Here is a 15,302-nt window from a genome sequence, read left to right as displayed (position 1 = left end):
GCGAACACCCAGACCCGGTTGCCCGTGGCGGTTCAGCCCCGCCGATGGCCGCGGTGGCGATGAGCCCGGGTCTTCATCACCGCCTGCACCCGCACCAGCGCGAACAGTGGCGTGGACACCAGCAACACCACCAGCGCCTTGCGGTTGAGCTCCGCCGACTGCCCGAGCACCACGCCCACGCAATACGCGCAGGCCAGCAAGCCGACCACGATAAGGAAATTGCGCCGACGCGGCGTGAGGCCCAGCGTGCGGTTGAGCCGCCACATGGCCACCACCGAATAGATGTACGGCAACGCCATCAGCACCACGGTGGCACTGGTGATGGTGGCGAACTGCGTGGCGATATCCGGCGAGGTGGTGAGCACCAGCAGCAACGACATCAACACGCCCGTAATGACCAGGTTGCGCACCGGCATGCCATACCGGTTGGTGACGGCGAATGTGGTGGCGAACATGCCGTCCTGTGCGGCGGCCTGCGCCGATTGCGCCACGATGAGGATCCACCCCACCAGCGCTCCCGCGGCTTTCAGGATGGCAGCGAGCGAAATGACGATGGCGGCCCAGTTGCCCAGCATCACACGCGCCGCATCGGCGAACGGGGCGCCGGAAATGCGCAGCTCGTCGTTGGGCAGCAGGCCCATCATCACCGTGCAGCAGGCGATGTAGATCAGCGTGGACACCACCAGTCCGACCACCGTGGCCAGCGGCACGTTGCGTTTGGGGTTCTCGATGACACCGGCGGACACGGCGGCGCTTTCCACGCCCAGGAAGGCCCATAGGGCGATGGAGGCGCTGCGCTGGACGGCGCTGAAGGTCGACATCCCTTCCGGATTCCAGCCAGCCTGGAATACATCCGTGCGGAACCAGAACCAGCCCAGCAGACCCACGAACGCAATGGGCAGGATGCCCGCCGCCGTGCTGATGGTGGTGAAGTGCCCCACTACGTTGGCGCCGCGCGTATTGAGCCAGATGAAAAGCCAGATGATGGCCGCCGTGCTGGCGTTGGCGAACCACGGGTTCTTGAGCATGGGGAAGAACACGGCCAGATAGCCGGTGACCGACACCGCAATCGCCACGTTGCCGATCACGTTGGCGCCCCAGTAGAGGAAGTTGGTCTGGAATGCGGCGAACGGCCCAAGGTGATCGCGGGCATAGGCATAGGGCCCACCCGCCTGCGGTTCGACCATGCCGAGGTGGGCGAATACCAGACCCAGCGCGCTGGCGCCGATCGCGGCGACGATCCAGCCCAGCAGCGAAATGCTGCCCACGCCTGCCATGCTCGAGGGCAGCAGGAACAAGCCCGTGCCCACCATGTTCGCTACCACCAGCGACGAGGCAGCAAGCAGGCCCATTTTCTTTACCGGTTGCGCGGCCATGTCGTCCCTTGCCTGATGGCCACCGGTCACGCGACGTGGCCGGTGGCGTGGCGCATGCGTGCCCCGTCAGGGGTTGAGGTCGTAGCGCAAGGTGGTCTGCACACGCTGCCCCTGCCCTCGTGCGTCGGTCAGCAGGATGTTCTGGCCCCACAGGTATTCGATGCCCAGCATCGCGCGCTGGCTGAACTGCCAGGCCAGGTTGAGCGACGCGAACTTGGTGCTCTTGGGCAGCTCGTCGCGATTGATCAGCATGTCCGACGAAGGACTGACGCGCAGATAGCCATAGGACGCGCTGGAGCTGAGGCTGTCTGTCCAGCCATGGGTGTAGCCCACGCCGTAGCCCCGCGCACGGATGGCGCGCAGCTCGCCGTTGGTGGTGAAGGCCGCATCCAGGCCCAGCCCGGAAATGTCCTGCAGGAAGTTGGCATAGCCATGGCCGTTGCTGACCCAGCCCTGCGCGCTGTCGCGCTCGAACAGCGATGTGCTGCCGGTGAGCTGCGTGGCAAAGGCCTTGGTGCGCTGGGTCTGGCCGGTTTCACTGTTCTGCATGCCCAGGTTGCGGAACAGGTTGGACCACTGGATATGCCAGTCCGGTGCCTGCCAGCGCAGCCCCGCGGTGAAGTCCGCCAGGCGCGAATACGGCGAATAGTTGGCGATGGCCGTGATGTCGGCGTTGGGCTTTTCCATCGACAGCGGCAGCGTGAGCTTGCTGTCGCCCGAGCGATAGAGCACCGGTGAGAAGCGGATCTGCGGCCCGTATTTGAAGGTGAAGGAGTTGGGGCCTTCGTAATCGAGCGTATTGGGGAACACGTCGATGTCGGTGAACGCGGAAATGTTGTAGCCGGCCAACAGGGTGTAGCGGTCGTTGTCCAGCTCACCGTAGAAGAGCTGCATGTTGTACGGCATGTCGCCGCTGCCGCTGCCGAAGAAGTTGTTCTTGTAGACCACCTTCAGCGTGCCGTAGTCGGTATCGCGGCGGAAATCCATGCGGAACAGGCTTTGCCGCGCGCTGAGGTTGGTGCGCCAGCCACTGTCGTAGAACGGCTGCCCTCGTACCGGAATCGATGACGGCACGAACAGGTCAGCCGAGCCCATGTATTTGTTGTCGATCATGGTGTCGAGCTGCGCCACCAGATCCAGTTTCAACAGGTTGCCTGTATCGCCCAGCCGTACGTAACCCTCGGGCAGAGGTTCCGCCACGCCCGCAGGAGCCGAGGGTGGACGATAGACCGGTGGTGTCGATGGCGCGGGCGCCGAGGCGGACGACACGATGGGCGTCGCCGGCGCCTTCGTGCCGGTGGGCGCGACAGGCGTGGCGGGCGCAGCCTGCGCGGTCTTCTCCTGTGCCGATTCCTTGGCTTCCAGCTGATCCAGGCGCTGCTGCATTTTCTGCATCACCTGCTGCTGCGCCTGCATCTGCTGGCGCATCTGGGCGATTTCGGCCTTGAGGTCATCCGACGACTGGGCAAATGCGGCCGGGGCAAGCGCCACGGCGCATGAGGCGGCAAGAAGGGTGCGAAGCGCACGCGTTCGATATGCCCGGGGGTTCTCTGGGCAAAGCCATGGCTGCATAGGAACACTCCTGTTCTAACGCCAAGGGGGAGCCGTACAAGACGAGCGCGCACCCGAGCTGAGGTGCACGGGGATTTCAGTGGGTAGCTACCGAACGCGATCTCGAACGAACAGGCCGGGAATCATTCCTTCGGCCCCCGTGTCGTAGCGAGATACACACCGCCGTACAGCGCGAGCGCCTCCCTGAATCGATTAGAGCCGAGAAATTGTCGAATCCCCGTGAACCAAGGTGACGATTCGCTCTACGCAGATGGCCATCTAAGTAGAATTTCGCAATGACGAAAGGAGTACTCTCGGCTTTAAAATGCACCCGCTGCAGCGTGATCGGGGCAAGCGGGTTTGTAACCCGGTGGGCACCGGACATGCCAGCCGTATCAGGTTTCATGAGCGCTGTCTGAAGACTACAAACGCCTTGTAAGCGCATGCCTACATGGCGCATTAATTCGAACAGCTACCCTATGTTGGCTAGACGAACTCTCGGACGGGCAAACTGTGGGCCTTCGGATCATTCTTGCTGACGACCATCCCATTTTTCGAAGTGGCGTACGCGCGCTGCTCGAAAACAGCAACAGCGCGCATGTCGTCGCTGAGGTCGGCTCGCCGGCCGAGCTGATCGATGCGGTCGAAAAACAGCCTTGCGACCTGCTGATCACCGATTTCAGCATGCCCGGTGGCCAGGTGGCCGACGGCCTGCAGATGCTCGGCATGATCCGCCGCCGCAAGACCGAGCTGCCCATCGTGGTGCTCACCATGGTGAACAACGGCGGCGTGCTCAAGGCCATCCTCGCCACCGGTGTGCGCGGCCTGATGAGCAAGACCGATGCGCTGTCGGAACTCACGCTGGCCGTGCAGGCGGTGTCACACGGGCGATCGTTCCTCAGCACCAGCATCAGCCACCTGATCGACGAAGGCGGCCCCGGCGGGCATGCCGATGATCGCCCGGCGCTGTCCAAGCGCGAAACCGAAGTGCTGCGACTGTTTGCCTCGGGTTTCACCGTCACCGAAATTGCCGGCCAGCTCAATCGCAGCGTCAAGACCATCAGCCGCCAGAAAATGGATGCGATGAACAAGCTGGGGCTGAAGAACGACCTGGACGTGTACGCTTACGCACGCGAGCACGGCATCCTCGCCTGACGTCATGAAGCCGGGGCAACCGGCCGTCGCTACGGCAGGTTGAGAACGTCGGCGCCCTTGTCGCTGAAGAACACCAGCCCGTTGCCCAGCATGGCACTGCCCTGCACGATATCCATGCTGTGCGGCGACGCATCGGCGATGCCGGCCACATACGCGGGCGTGAAGATGCGGCTCCACTCCGCCGCCAGCTGCCGGGCATCGGTGATCTGCTCGTGCTGGCCAGGCCCGTGGTTCACGCGCAAGGGGAAATGCACGTAGCGCGCGGCCTGTGCGCTGTCCCCCTTGGCCACGGCGGCACAGAAGCCCTTGGTGCGCGCTTCAAACACCTCGTCCGCTTCATCGGTGATGGATTGATACCAATGCCCGGCCGGCGGCGCGGAAAACAGGCCACCGCCCTGCAGCCTCACCGGCAAGGTCACCTTGCCGTTGGTCCACTGGCCTTCAAGACCGATGCTGTTGTCGAAATCCAGCGCCTCACCCTCTTCGCTGTCGTTGCCCACGAAATGCAGCGTCATGGTGGCGTCCTGCTCATGCAGGGTGAAGGTGCCGGCTCGCAGTTCGCCGGTGAGCGGGATGTCAACCAGATGACGGAAGTAGTAGTAGCGACTGGGCGCCACCTGCTTGCCGTCCATGCGAAGGATCAGGCCAATGCGCTGCGGCCCCAGCGTGCCGGTGTAGCTGGCCTGCTGCAGCTCCTGTGCATGCGCCCACCCCTGCGCTGCGACCCCGCACAGGCAGGCCAACAGAAGGCCAACGACCGAACGGCGCGAGTGGATTCGCATGGTGGCATTCCCTGGTGGCAAGCAAGCGCAGCAGGCGCCTAGCCTAGCGCGGCATCGATGCATTCGCATGCGCCAGCGGATGTCCTGCGCTGTCAATGGAGCGACCTCTCCGGCATGGCACGTTCCTTGATTGCCATAAACGGAAGCACCGCGTGCCAGGGGTACAAAAGCCGCCGACCACGGCTACGCGCGGACTCTTTTTCACTTCAACCGCAGCACGGATCCGCGGGCGTCAGGGGCGCCCACGCATGAACATGAATTTCAACGTCGTGGACGAGGCAGACCACGAACTCCAGGTGCTTTGCGAGGTCGATCAGTTGCAGGGACGGGTGGCATGGCGCGCCCATATCTATGGCGCTGGATCGGCACAGGAAGAACTCAGCGGTGAAGCCGTGGACCAGGACGCGGTGTCCGGACACGTGCAGGCGGAAGTGCTCGACCGGGGCATTTTCGCCATAAGCTGACCTACAGCGTCACGGCCCTGACGAGAAGCGACATCCGACGACGGCACCCGTATCACGCGCGTGCACCGCGTCCCGAGCTGCTGCATGAGTGGGTAATGCCTTTTTCGACTGAACGCGTACTGCTGGCATGGGTAGACGATCTTGCGCACGGGCTTGGCGAGCTATCGCGAGGCGCCCGGGAACAGCACCGGGACGCATGGCTGAAGGATCTGCTGCAATCGGCCCAGGGGCTGCTTGAGCTGGCCCAGTCGGAACTGCCGAAGCTTTCGACAGCCTCCATTCCCCTGCTGGACCACGATGCCCGCGACATCCGCACGCCGGCCGACATCCAGCGGCTGTGCGACGGGATGCGCCGGCTGTTTCGCGCGGGCGCGGATGGACACGGCGGCGAATCGAGCGACTGACGCCGGGATGGCGCGCCGCAGCAACCACGCAAGTGGTTGAAAATGGTGCCCCCGATACGATTCGAACGTACGACCTTCCCCTTAGGAGGGGGACGCTCTATCCAACTGAGCTACGGGGGCAGCGGCGGGGATTCTGTCATGGATCGACCAGCGGCGCGAACCCGGTCAGGTGCCCCCTGCTAGAATGGCCGTTTTCATCCCGGCGCTTCCTTGGCGCCACGGTCTGGAGCGAAGCATGTCCCACGAAATCCTCACCGCCCTCGGGCTTGGCAACACGCAGTCGGGCACGTACCTGGGTAATGGCGAGTGGTCGAAGACGACCGACGCTGGCACGCTGAACCCGGTCAATCCCGCCACTGGCGACGTGATTGCCACCGTGCACGCTTCGAGTGCGGCGGACTACGACGTGATCGTCAAGCGCGCGCAGGAAGCGTTCAAGGTGTGGCGTACCACCCCTGCCCCGCGCCGTGGCGAGGCCGTGCGCCTGTGCGGTGAAGCGCTGCGCAAGCACAAGGATGCGCTCGGTTCGCTGGTGGCGCTGGAGATGGGCAAGATCAAGCCCGAAGGCGACGGCGAAGTGCAGGAGATGATCGACATCGCCGACTTCGCGGTGGGCCAGAGCCGCATGCTCTACGGCTACACCATGCATTCGGAGCGCCCGGGCCACCGCATGTATGAGCAGTACCAGCCGCTGGGCCTGGTGGGCATCATCAGCGCGTTCAACTTCCCCGTGGCCGTGTGGGCGTGGAATGCCTTCCTTGCTGCCATCTGCGGCGACATCTGCATCTGGAAGCCGTCGCCGAAGACCCCGCTGTCGGCCATCGCCACGATGAAGATCGTCAACGATGCGCTGAAGGAAGCCGGCTTCCCGGACATCTTCTTCCTGTTCAACGACGCCGGCACGGATCTCTCGGCCGCCTTCGTCGACGACCACCGCATTCCGCTGATCAGCTTCACCGGTTCCACCAAGGTGGGCCGCCACGTGGGTGAGCGCGTTGCCAAGCGCATGGGTCGTTCGCTGCTGGAACTGGGCGGCAACAACGCCATCATCGTGGACGAAACCGCGGACCTTAAGCTCGCCATCCCGGCCATCGTGTTCGGCGCCGTCGGCACCGCCGGCCAGCGTTGCACCACCACGCGCCGCCTGTTCGTGCACGAGTCCATCATCGGCGACGTCACCGACAAGCTGGTGGCCGCGTACAAGCAGGTGGAAGGCAAGATCGGCGACCCGACGCTGGGCACTACGCTGATGGGCCCGCTCAACAGCCCCGAGGCCGTGAAGGCTTACCTCGCCGCCGTCGAAAAGGCCAAGGCCACGGGCGGCAAGGTGCTCACCGGCGGCGCCGCGCTCACCGACCGCAAGGGCAACTTCGTACTGCCGACCATCGTGTCGGGCGTGAAGAACAGCGACGAAGTGGTGCAGACGGAAACCTTCGCGCCGATTCTCTACGTGATGCCGTTCAAGACGCTGGATGAAGCCATCGATCTGCAGAACGCCGTGCCGCAGGGCCTGTCCTCGGCCATCTTCACGCAGAACCTGAAGTCGGCCGAGCAGTACCTGTCGGCGTCCGGTTCCGATTGCGGCATCGCCAACGTCAACATCGGCACGTCCGGTGCGGAAATCGGCGGCGCCTTCGGTGGCGAGAAGGAAACGGGCGGTGGCCGCGAGTCGGGTTCGGATGCATGGAAGGTCTACATGCGCCGCCAGACCAACACCATCAACTACTCGAATTCGTTGCCGCTGGCGCAGGGCATCAAGTTCGATCTGTAACACGGTAACAGGCGCACCCCGGCCCAGGCCGGGGTGCGTGGACACGGGAAGTCCGGCACGCCTCACAACGACAGGGGAGTTGTAACGATGGAGCAGGCGCAGGCAATCCAGGCAGTACCCACGTACAGTTCCCTGGCCATTTTCGGGCTGGCTTTTGGAGTCCTGGCCTGGACGGCGTTGCCAGTGGCCGGGATGCTCATGGCCAGCATGTGGCTCTACAACTTCATCGCCCTGCCACTGACCGGATCGTTCATTGCATTGATCTGCGGGCTGACGGCACAGCGGCAGATCCGCCGCGCCAACGGTGCACTGCTCGGTGCGGGCCTGGCCAAGGCTGCACGTCTCCTGGCATACACGCAGGTCGCATTGCTTGTTCTCATCGCCACGTTCGTCGTGTTGCAGGTGGTGGTGTTGAAAAACCACGCCACCCGCTGGTAACTCACCCCTTTCCACTGCATGCAGGACTCGCGTGACATGAGCTACCAGCCCACCGCCCAACGCACCACGAGCACCCTGGCCGTGCTCAGTCTGGTCTTCGGCATCGCTGGATGGACGCTGCTGCCGCTGATCGGCTCCATCGTAGCGATTGTCTGCGGGCATATGGCCCGCGGCGAAATCCGGCGGGCTCAGCCCGGCTCGGTCGACGGTGACGGCCTGGCCGTGGCCGGGCTGGTGCTTGGCTATGCGCAGGTGGCTTTTGCACTGGCCTGCACCGTGTTCGTCATTGTCCTGCTGGTGTTCGGTTTCGGCTTCGGGGCCAGCCTGCTTCACAACCTTCCGCATTGACCACGTCCATGACAGACACGCGCACGCCAGCGAATGCGGCCTCCAGCCCCTTCGATTTCCACGGGTATCGCGTCGTCGTCTGCGGTGGCAGCAAGGGCATAGGCCGCAGCATCGCACTCGCTTTTGCCGAAGCAGGTGCGTCGGTATCCACCTGCGCGCGCGGTGCGGCCGCGCTGGACGAGGTGCGCCATGCCATGGCCGCGTTCGGCGTGACGACGCACACACGCTCCTGCGATCTTGCTGACGCGGCATCCATCGAAAGCTACGTACAAGAAGCGGCCGACGTGCTCGGTGGCATCGACGTGCTGGTTAACAATGCCAGCGGCTATGGCTTTGCCGACGACGACGAAGGCTGGGCCGCCGGTTTCAACGTGGACCTGATGGCCGCGGTGCGCGCCTCGCGCCATGCCCTGCCCTGGCTGCAACAGTCGTCGCACGGCAGCATCCTGCATACCTCGTCGATTGCGGCGTTTCACCCCGGCGTGCGCGGGCCTGCGTATGCGGCGGTCAAGGCGGCGCTGAACCAGTACACCACGTCGCAGGCGTTGCAGCTGGCCGAACACCGCATCCGCGTCAACGCGATCGCACCGGGCTCCATCGAGTTTCCCGATGGGCTGTGGGATCGCCGCAAGACGGACGCTCCCGAGCTTTACCAGCGCACCCTGGCCAAGATTCCGTTCGGCCGCTTCGGCCAGCCCGAAGAAATCGCTCACGCCGCCTTGTTCCTCGCCTCGCCGTTCGCGCGCTGGATCACCGGCCAGACGCTGTGTGTCGACGGCGGCCAACTGCTCACGGGGTAATGCCATGACCGACTTCAAATCGACTGAGCGCTTCAGCGACCGCGTGGTCGAGTACGTGCGTTACCGGCCGGATTACCCCGTCGCCATGCTGCACTGGCTGCAGGACACCTTCGCTGTCACGCCCCAGTGGCAGGTGGCGGACATCGGCGCCGGCACCGGCATCTCCAGCAAACTGTTCCTGGATGGCGGCTATCGCGTGACCGCCGTGGAACCCAACGCGCCGATGCGCGAGGCCGCGGAGAGCTGGCTGGGCGACAACCCTCGCTTCAGGGCCGTCGACGGCCAGGCCACCGGCACCGGCCTGGACAGCGGCAGCATCGATCTGGTCATCGCGGCACAGGCGTTCCACTGGTTCGACCAGGACGCCGCCCGCCGCGAGTTCGCCCGCATCCTGCGCCCCGACGGGCTGGCAGCCATCATCTGGAATTCCCGCCGTCTGTTGGGCACGCCGTTCCTGGAAGGCTACGAGGCCCTGCTGAAGCAGTACGGCACCGATTACACCAGCGTGGCCGAGCGCTACGGCGACGAACCGGGCATGCGTGCATGGTTCGGCAGCGGCTACCGCGCCATGGGCCGTTTCGACCACGGCCAGCGGCTGGACTACGATGGCGTGGCCGGACGCCTGCTGTCCTCGTCCTACGCACCGCGCGAGGGCCATCCGCAACACGAACCGATGATGCGCGCCCTGCGCGACCTGTTCGACCGCACCGCCGTCGACGGGCGCATCAGCTTCGACTACGACACCGTTATTTTCGTGGGCACCCTGACCTGACCATGTACAACTTCATCCGCCCGCTACTGTTCGCGCTCGATGCGGAAACCGCTCACGGCCTGACCCTTTACGGCCTGGACGTTGCCCATCGCAGCAACTTCATCCATCTGCTGGCCAAGCCGCCAGCCGAGCTGCCGACCACGGCCTTCGGCATCCGCTTTCCGAACCCGGTGGGCCTTGCGGCCGGCCTGGACAAGAACGCGGACCACCTGGACGCGCTCGGCGCGCTGGGCTTCGGCTTCGTTGAAGTGGGCACCACCACGCCGCGCCCGCAGCCGGGCAATGACAAGCCGCGCATGTTCCGCCTGCCGAACCACCAGGCCGTGATCAACCGCCTCGGCTTCAACAATGCAGGCGTCGATGCGCTGGTGCGCAATGTGCAGAAGTCCAGCTATCGCGGCGTGCTCGGCATCAACATTGGCAAGAACAAGGACACGCCCAACGACAAGGCGGTGGACGACTATCTGTTCTGCCTGGAGCGCGTCTACGCACTGGCCAGCTACATCACGGTGAACATTTCCTCGCCCAACACCCAGGGCCTGCGTGACCTGCAGGAAGAGGCCACGCTGCGCCGCTTCATCGATACGCTGCGCGAGGCACAGGAACGCCTGGGTTCGCAGAGCGGCGCGCGCAAGCCCATGCTGCTGAAGATTGCGCCGGACCTGAGCGAGACCGAACTGGACGCCATTGCCGACGTGCTGTTGGCGGCGAAGGTGGATGGCGTGATCTGCACCAATACCACCATCGACCACTCGGCCGTGGCCAGCGACCCACACGGCAACGAAACCGGCGGCCTGTCCGGCAAGCCGCTGTTCGAGCGCTCCACCGCCGTGCTGCGCGGCATGCGCAAGCGCGTAGGCAACCAGCTGGACATCATCGGCGTGGGCGGCATTCTCGACGGCAGCGATGCGGCCGAGAAAATCGACGCCGGTGCCTCGCTGGTGCAGATCTACTCGGGCATGGTCTATCGCGGACCGGCGCTGGTCGGCGAATGCGTGGACGAAATCCGTCGCCAGCGGGAAGACACGCATGCCGGCTGAACGCATCGACATGGGCGGCTACACGCTGATTGAAAATGCCTCGCTCGCCAGCCGCAATACGCTGCGCGTCGATGCGCGTGCGCGCCTGCTGGCCGAGATCCACGACGCCACCAAGCTGACCGAACTGCTCGACTTCCCCGCCGTGCGCGACGGCAAGCTGCTGGTGCTGGGTGAAGGCAGCAACATGCTGTTCACCGGCGACTTCGACGGCACCGTGCTGGCCATGGCCACGCGCGGCGTGCAGGTGGAGCAGGATGGCGACGTGGCCCGCATTGCCGTGGCCGCGGGCGAGCGCTGGGACGACTTCGTGCGCTGGACCCTGGGCCAGGGCTTTGCCGGCCTGGAAAACCTGATCCTGATTCCCGGCACGGTCGGTGCCGCGCCGATCCAGAACATCGGTGCGTACGGCACGGAAGTGGCCGAGTTCATCGAAAGCGTGGAAGCCTGGGACACGCAGGAGCACCGCGTGGCCGTGCTCGATCGCACCGCCTGCAAGTTCGCCTATCGCGACTCGGTGTTCAAGCACGAGCCGGGCCGCTACATCGTCACCGCCGTGCGCTTCGCGCTGCCCCGCACCCGCGAGCTGCGGATGGATTACGCCGGCATCCGCGAGGAACTGGCCCGCATGGGCATCGCCAAGCCGGCGCCCTTCCACGTGGCCGAGGCCGTGGTGCACCTGCGCACGAAGAAGCTCCCGGACCCGGCGGTGGTCGGCAACGCGGGCAGCTTCTTCAAGAACCCCATCGTCGACGCTGCGCTGGGCGAATCGCTCAAGCGCGAACACCCCGAGCTGGTCTCGTGGGTGGGCAGTGATGGGCGCTGGAAGCTCTCCGCCGCGTGGCTGATCGAAACCAGCGGCTTCAAGGGCGAGCGCGATGGCGACGCCGGCATCTCCAACCGCCACTCGCTGGTCTTGGTGAACCACGGGCGTGCCACGGGTGCACAGTTGTGGGCCTTCGCGCAGAAGGTGATCGAGGGCGTGCGCGCGAAGTACGGCGTGCAGCTGGAGCCGGAGCCGGTGGTGGTTTGACACAGCCTCACCCCATGGCTCGATGCTCCCCATGTAGGAGCGCACCCTGTGCGCGACCACCTGACGAAACCGAAACGACATGGCGCCGCGGTCGCGCACAAGGTGCGCTCCTACAGTGAGGGGCACGCAATAATCGCCCCGTCTAAAAGCAGAATGCGCTAGGTTCGGACGCTCTCGTCAAACGCCCGGAGCCCATCGCATGCGTCAGTGCAGGAAGTTGTTCCACCTCGCCGCTTTCACCGCCGGGCTTGCCCTGACCGGATTCGCGCACGCCGCCAATCCGGTCTTCCCCGGCTGGTATGCCGACCCGGAAGCGGCGATCTTCCAGCACCAGTACTGGATCTACCCGACCACGTCGGAGCGCTACAGCGAGCAGACCCGCTTCGACGCGTTCTCTTCCGACGATCTGGTGCACTGGACCAGGCATGAGGGCGTGCTGCGCATGGCCGATGTGCCGTGGGCGAAGAAAGCCATGTGGGCACCGGCCATGGCCGAGAAGGACGGCAAGTACTACTTCTTCTTCGCCGCCAACGACATCCAGAGCGACAAGGAGGTCGGCGGCATTGGCGTGGCGGTGGCCGATCACCCCGAGGGACCGTTCAAGGACCTGCTCGGCCATCCGTTGGTGGATGCCTTCCACAACCGTGCACAGCCGATCGACCCGTACGTGTTCCATGACGACGACGGCAGCTGGTACCTCATCTACGGCGGCTGGAAGCACGCGAACATCGTCAAGCTCAAGCCGGATTTCACCGGCGTGGAAGCCATGCCCGACGGCAAGACCTGGCGCGAAATCACGCCGTCGCCGGAGTACGTGGAAGGCCCGATGATGTTCAAGCGCAACGGCAAGTACTACTTCATGTGGTCCGAAGGCGGCTGGACGGGGCCCGACTATTCGGTGGCCTACGCCATCGGTGATTCGCCGATGGGACCGTTCAAGCGCATCGGGAAGATCCTGCAGCAGGATGCGACCATCGGCACCGGTGCGGGCCACCACTCGCTGTTCCATGTCGAGCGCGACGACAGCTGGTTCATCGTCTACCACCGCCATCCGCTGGGTGACACCAACGGCAATCATCGCCAGGTGTGCATCGACAAGATGATCTTCAATGCCGATGGCACGATCGAGCCGGTGAAGATGACCCGCGAGGGTGTGCAACCGCACACCCTTTGAGGCCGACTCAGGCGGTCTTGCGTTCCAGGTTGGGCAGGAACGCGGTGATGATGCCGATCAGCGGCAGATAGGCGCACAGGCCGTAGACGTATTCGATGCCGCGCGCATCGGCGATGTGACCGAGCACGGCCGCGCCGATGCCGCCCATGCCGAAGGCGAAGCCAAAGAACAGGCCCGACACCATGCCCACGCGACCGGGGATCAACTCCTGCGCGTAGACCAGGATGGCCGAGAACGCCGAAGCGAGGATCAGGCCGATGATCACGGTGAGCACGCCGGTCCAGAACAGGCTGGCGTGCGGCAACAACAGCGTGAACGGCGCCACGCCCAGGATGGATGCCCAGATCACCCACTTGCGGCCAATGCGATCGCCCACCGGACCGCCGATCAGCGAACCGGCCGCCACCGCAAACAGGAACACGAACAGGTGCGTCTGGGCGTTCTGCACGGACACGCCGAACTTGTGGATCAGGTAAAAGGTGTAATAGCTGCTGATGCTGGCCAGATAAAAATACTTGGAGAAGATGAGCAGCCCGAGTATCGAAATCGACCACGCCACCTGTGCCTTGCTCAGCACCACGTGCGATGCATGGCGCGCCTTGGCCTTGCCACGCACGGCGTGATGGTCGCGATACCAGGCGCTCACCTGCAGCAGCACCACGATGGCCAGCAGTGCCGCCAGCGAAAACCACGCCACGCTGTGCTGGCCATGCGGCACGATGATCCAGGCCGCCAACAGCGGCCCCAGCGACGAGCCGGCATTGCCGCCCACCTGGAACAACGACTGCGCCAGGCCGTGACGCCCGCCCGATGCCATGCGCGCCACGCGCGAGGATTCCGGGTGAAACACCGACGACCCCGTACCGACCAGCGCGGCAGCCACCAGCAACACCGGGAAATTCGGTGCAAACGCGAGCAGCAGCAGGCCGCAGAGCGTGAAGCCCATGCCGATGGGCAGCGAATACGGCATCGGCTTCTTGTCGGTAAACATGCCCACCGCCGGCTGCAGCAGCGATGCGGTGATCTGGTAGGTCAGCGTGATCAGGCCGATCTGGCCGAAACTCAGGTTGAAACCGCTCTTGAGCAGCGGATAGATGGCCAGGATCAACGACTGGATCATGTCGTTGAGCAGGTGCGAGAAGCTGATCGCGCCCAGGATGCCGAACTCGGTGGCGTGCTCGGCAGTGGCCGCAGAGGCGGCGGGCGGCGGGGTGGCCAGCGGCGCGGCAGGCGGCGCGGGCGACAGGGCTACGTCTTCGACACGGGTTTGCATGAGGACTCGCAGAGGGGACGGGTGCGGCAGGACGACGCGGTTGCGCCGCCCGGGACGACACCTTAGAGTCTGGGAGCCAGGCCCGCACACATCACCGGGTCAATTTCTGTTGAAAATGGGCCAAACCCGTGCGCAACGCCCTTGTCGAAGCGTATGACCAGACGCCCCGCGACGTGCTCGCGACGGGCAACCAGTACCCCTCGCACCATGTGCTGCCCCCGCATTCCCACCGCCGGGGGCAGTTGCTCTACGCCACCACCGGCGTGCTGACCACCATCACCAGCGAAGGCAGCTGGGTGGTGCCGCCGCGGCGCGCACTGTGGATTCCCCCCGGCGTCACCCACGAGGTGCACATGGGCGGCCCGGTGACCACGCGCAGCGCCTATGTCACGCCGGAAGCCGCTCAGGCCGCCGGTCTTTCGGATCGTTGCCAGGTCATCGCCGTCTCTCCCCTGCTGCACGAGCTGTTGCTGGAAGCGGTGGATCTGCCGCCCGAGTACGAGCTGGACAGCCGCGACGGACGCATCATGGCGCTGCTGCTGGACGAGATCCGGCGCATGCCGGTATTGCCGCTCAGCACGCCGCTGCCGCACGAAAAGCGCCTCGCCGCACTGTGCCGCGCCCTGCTCGAGGAGCCTTCGCAGGAAGTGCGGATCGACGACATGGCCCGCCGCGCCGGCATGAGCCGCCGCCACTTCACCCGCACTTTCCGCGAGGAAACCGGCATGAGCTTCACCGCGTGGCGGCAACAGGCCTGCCTGTTGTCCGCACTCACGCGGCTGAGCAACGGCGAAGCGATCACCCAGGTTGCGGTGGACCTGGGTTACGGCAACCCCAGTGCGTTCACCGCCGCGTTTCGCCGCGTGCTGGGTATGGCACCGAGTCGCTACCTGGCATCGCCTGCCGCCTGAGCGCGGTGGCGCC

16 protein-coding genes and 1 tRNA gene are annotated in these 15,302 nt (G+C 65.0%); 12 read left to right on the top strand and 5 right to left on the bottom strand.

Going from position 1 to position 15,302, the window contains the following annotated elements; genetic code table 11:
- Positions 1-32 precede the first annotated feature (32 nt).
- Positions 33-1,376: an amino acid permease gene (locus tag H8F01_RS17140; RefSeq protein ID WP_187056263.1), complete on the bottom strand. Its 1,344-nt coding sequence runs from the start codon at positions 1,374-1,376 to the stop codon at positions 33-35.
- Between the two features lie 66 nt (positions 1,377-1,442).
- On the bottom strand, positions 1,443-2,867 hold the full coding sequence (locus tag H8F01_RS17135) for a DcaP family trimeric outer membrane transporter (RefSeq protein WP_187056262.1): 1,425 nt from the start codon (positions 2,865-2,867) through the stop codon (positions 1,443-1,445).
- 573 nt (positions 2,868-3,440) lie between these two features.
- Here H8F01_RS17135 and H8F01_RS17130 point away from each other — a divergent pair.
- Entirely contained in the window at positions 3,441-4,082 is a 642-nt protein-coding gene (locus H8F01_RS17130; RefSeq protein WP_187056261.1) for a response regulator, read from the top strand.
- A gap of 29 nt (positions 4,083-4,111) precedes the next feature.
- Here H8F01_RS17130 and H8F01_RS17125 read toward each other — a convergent pair whose 3' ends face one another.
- Positions 4,112-4,864: a hypothetical protein gene (locus H8F01_RS17125; RefSeq protein ID WP_187056260.1), complete on the bottom strand. Its 753-nt coding sequence runs from the start codon at positions 4,862-4,864 to the stop codon at positions 4,112-4,114.
- 248 nt (positions 4,865-5,112) lie between these two features.
- On the opposite strand from H8F01_RS17125, the gene H8F01_RS17120 reads away from it, so the two are divergent.
- On the top strand, positions 5,113-5,328 hold the full coding sequence (locus H8F01_RS17120; RefSeq protein ID WP_187056259.1) for a hypothetical protein: 216 nt from the start codon (positions 5,113-5,115) through the stop codon (positions 5,326-5,328).
- A gap of 95 nt (positions 5,329-5,423) precedes the next feature.
- Positions 5,424-5,732, top strand: coding sequence for a hypothetical protein (locus H8F01_RS17115; protein ID WP_187056258.1), 309 nt, complete (start codon positions 5,424-5,426; stop codon positions 5,730-5,732).
- 43 nt (positions 5,733-5,775) lie between these two features.
- On the opposite strand, the gene H8F01_RS17110 is transcribed toward H8F01_RS17115, so the two are convergent.
- Positions 5,776-5,852: transfer RNA gene (locus H8F01_RS17110), tRNA-Arg, on the bottom strand.
- A 115-nt stretch (positions 5,853-5,967) separates the two neighbouring features.
- Here H8F01_RS17110 and amaB point away from each other — a divergent pair.
- The 8 genes from amaB (at position 5,968) to H8F01_RS17070 (ending at position 13,105) form a co-directional block, all read left to right on the top strand.
- On the top strand, positions 5,968-7,503 hold the full coding sequence (amaB, locus tag H8F01_RS17105; protein ID WP_187056257.1) for an L-piperidine-6-carboxylate dehydrogenase: 1,536 nt from the start codon (positions 5,968-5,970) through the stop codon (positions 7,501-7,503).
- Positions 7,504-7,590: 87 nt separating this feature from the next.
- On the top strand, positions 7,591-7,941 hold the full coding sequence (locus H8F01_RS17100) for a hypothetical protein (RefSeq protein WP_187056256.1): 351 nt from the start codon (positions 7,591-7,593) through the stop codon (positions 7,939-7,941).
- Between the two features lie 36 nt (positions 7,942-7,977).
- The gene (locus H8F01_RS17095; protein WP_187056255.1) at positions 7,978-8,289 is read left to right on the top strand and encodes a DUF4190 domain-containing protein; all 312 of its coding nucleotides are present in this window, start codon (positions 7,978-7,980) and stop codon (positions 8,287-8,289) included.
- An 8-nt stretch (positions 8,290-8,297) separates the two neighbouring features.
- Complete coding sequence (locus H8F01_RS17090) at positions 8,298-9,089, top strand: SDR family NAD(P)-dependent oxidoreductase (RefSeq protein ID WP_187056254.1); 792 nt, start codon at positions 8,298-8,300, stop codon at positions 9,087-9,089.
- A gap of 4 nt (positions 9,090-9,093) precedes the next feature.
- Complete coding sequence (locus H8F01_RS17085) at positions 9,094-9,861, top strand: class I SAM-dependent methyltransferase (RefSeq protein ID WP_187056253.1); 768 nt, start codon at positions 9,094-9,096, stop codon at positions 9,859-9,861.
- Positions 9,862-9,863: 2 nt separating this feature from the next.
- Positions 9,864-10,901 carry a quinone-dependent dihydroorotate dehydrogenase gene (locus tag H8F01_RS17080; protein ID WP_187056252.1) on the top strand — a complete coding sequence of 346 codons (1,038 nt, stop codon included), beginning with the start codon at positions 9,864-9,866 and terminating at the stop codon, positions 10,899-10,901.
- Between the two features lie 10 nt (positions 10,902-10,911).
- Positions 10,912-11,931 (top strand): UDP-N-acetylmuramate dehydrogenase, encoded by a 1,020-nt coding sequence (gene murB / locus H8F01_RS17075; protein WP_187059347.1) that lies wholly within the window; start codon positions 10,912-10,914, stop codon positions 11,929-11,931.
- A gap of 199 nt (positions 11,932-12,130) precedes the next feature.
- Positions 12,131-13,105: a glycoside hydrolase family 43 protein gene (locus tag H8F01_RS17070; protein WP_187056251.1), complete on the top strand. Its 975-nt coding sequence runs from the start codon at positions 12,131-12,133 to the stop codon at positions 13,103-13,105.
- A gap of 7 nt (positions 13,106-13,112) precedes the next feature.
- On the opposite strand, the gene H8F01_RS17065 is transcribed toward H8F01_RS17070, so the two are convergent.
- On the bottom strand, positions 13,113-14,378 hold the full coding sequence (locus H8F01_RS17065; protein WP_238481030.1) for an MFS transporter: 1,266 nt from the start codon (positions 14,376-14,378) through the stop codon (positions 13,113-13,115).
- A gap of 128 nt (positions 14,379-14,506) precedes the next feature.
- Between H8F01_RS17065 and H8F01_RS17060 the strand changes: the two genes are divergently transcribed.
- Entirely contained in the window at positions 14,507-15,289 is a 783-nt protein-coding gene (locus H8F01_RS17060) for an AraC family transcriptional regulator (protein ID WP_187056250.1), read from the top strand.
- The last annotated feature ends 13 nt before the right edge of the window (positions 15,290-15,302 follow it).

This window comes from Dyella telluris, from assembly GCF_014297575.1.
In the GTDB taxonomy this organism is placed as follows: Bacteria; Pseudomonadota; Gammaproteobacteria; order Xanthomonadales; family Rhodanobacteraceae; genus Dyella; species Dyella telluris.
This window is presented reverse-complemented; position numbering and strand designations above follow the sequence as displayed.

What these genes read in the sequence shown, in the direction of transcription:
- H8F01_RS17125 (WP_187056260.1), bottom strand. Translation starts at nt 4,864, where the DNA reads ATGCGAATCCACTCGCGCCGTTCGGTCGTTGGCCTTCTGTTGGCCTGC.
- H8F01_RS17080 (WP_187056252.1), top strand. Translation starts at nt 9,864, where the DNA reads ATGTACAACTTCATCCGCCCGCTACTGTTCGCGCTCGATGCGGAAACC.
- H8F01_RS17095 (WP_187056255.1), top strand. Translation starts at nt 7,978, where the DNA reads ATGAGCTACCAGCCCACCGCCCAACGCACCACGAGCACCCTGGCCGTG.
- H8F01_RS17070 (WP_187056251.1), top strand. Translation starts at nt 12,131, where the DNA reads ATGCGTCAGTGCAGGAAGTTGTTCCACCTCGCCGCTTTCACCGCCGGG.
- H8F01_RS17085 (WP_187056253.1), top strand. Translation starts at nt 9,094, where the DNA reads ATGACCGACTTCAAATCGACTGAGCGCTTCAGCGACCGCGTGGTCGAG.
- H8F01_RS17100 (WP_187056256.1), top strand. Translation starts at nt 7,591, where the DNA reads ATGGAGCAGGCGCAGGCAATCCAGGCAGTACCCACGTACAGTTCCCTG.
- H8F01_RS17115 (WP_187056258.1), top strand. Translation starts at nt 5,424, where the DNA reads ATGCCTTTTTCGACTGAACGCGTACTGCTGGCATGGGTAGACGATCTT.
- H8F01_RS17065 (WP_238481030.1), bottom strand. Translation starts at nt 14,378, where the DNA reads ATGCAAACCCGTGTCGAAGACGTAGCCCTGTCGCCCGCGCCGCCTGCC.
- murB (WP_187059347.1), top strand. Translation starts at nt 10,912, where the DNA reads ATGGGCGGCTACACGCTGATTGAAAATGCCTCGCTCGCCAGCCGCAAT.
- amaB (WP_187056257.1), top strand. Translation starts at nt 5,968, where the DNA reads ATGTCCCACGAAATCCTCACCGCCCTCGGGCTTGGCAACACGCAGTCG.
- H8F01_RS17140 (WP_187056263.1), bottom strand. Translation starts at nt 1,376, where the DNA reads ATGGCCGCGCAACCGGTAAAGAAAATGGGCCTGCTTGCTGCCTCGTCG.
- H8F01_RS17090 (WP_187056254.1), top strand. Translation starts at nt 8,298, where the DNA reads ATGACAGACACGCGCACGCCAGCGAATGCGGCCTCCAGCCCCTTCGAT.
- H8F01_RS17120 (WP_187056259.1), top strand. Translation starts at nt 5,113, where the DNA reads ATGAACATGAATTTCAACGTCGTGGACGAGGCAGACCACGAACTCCAG.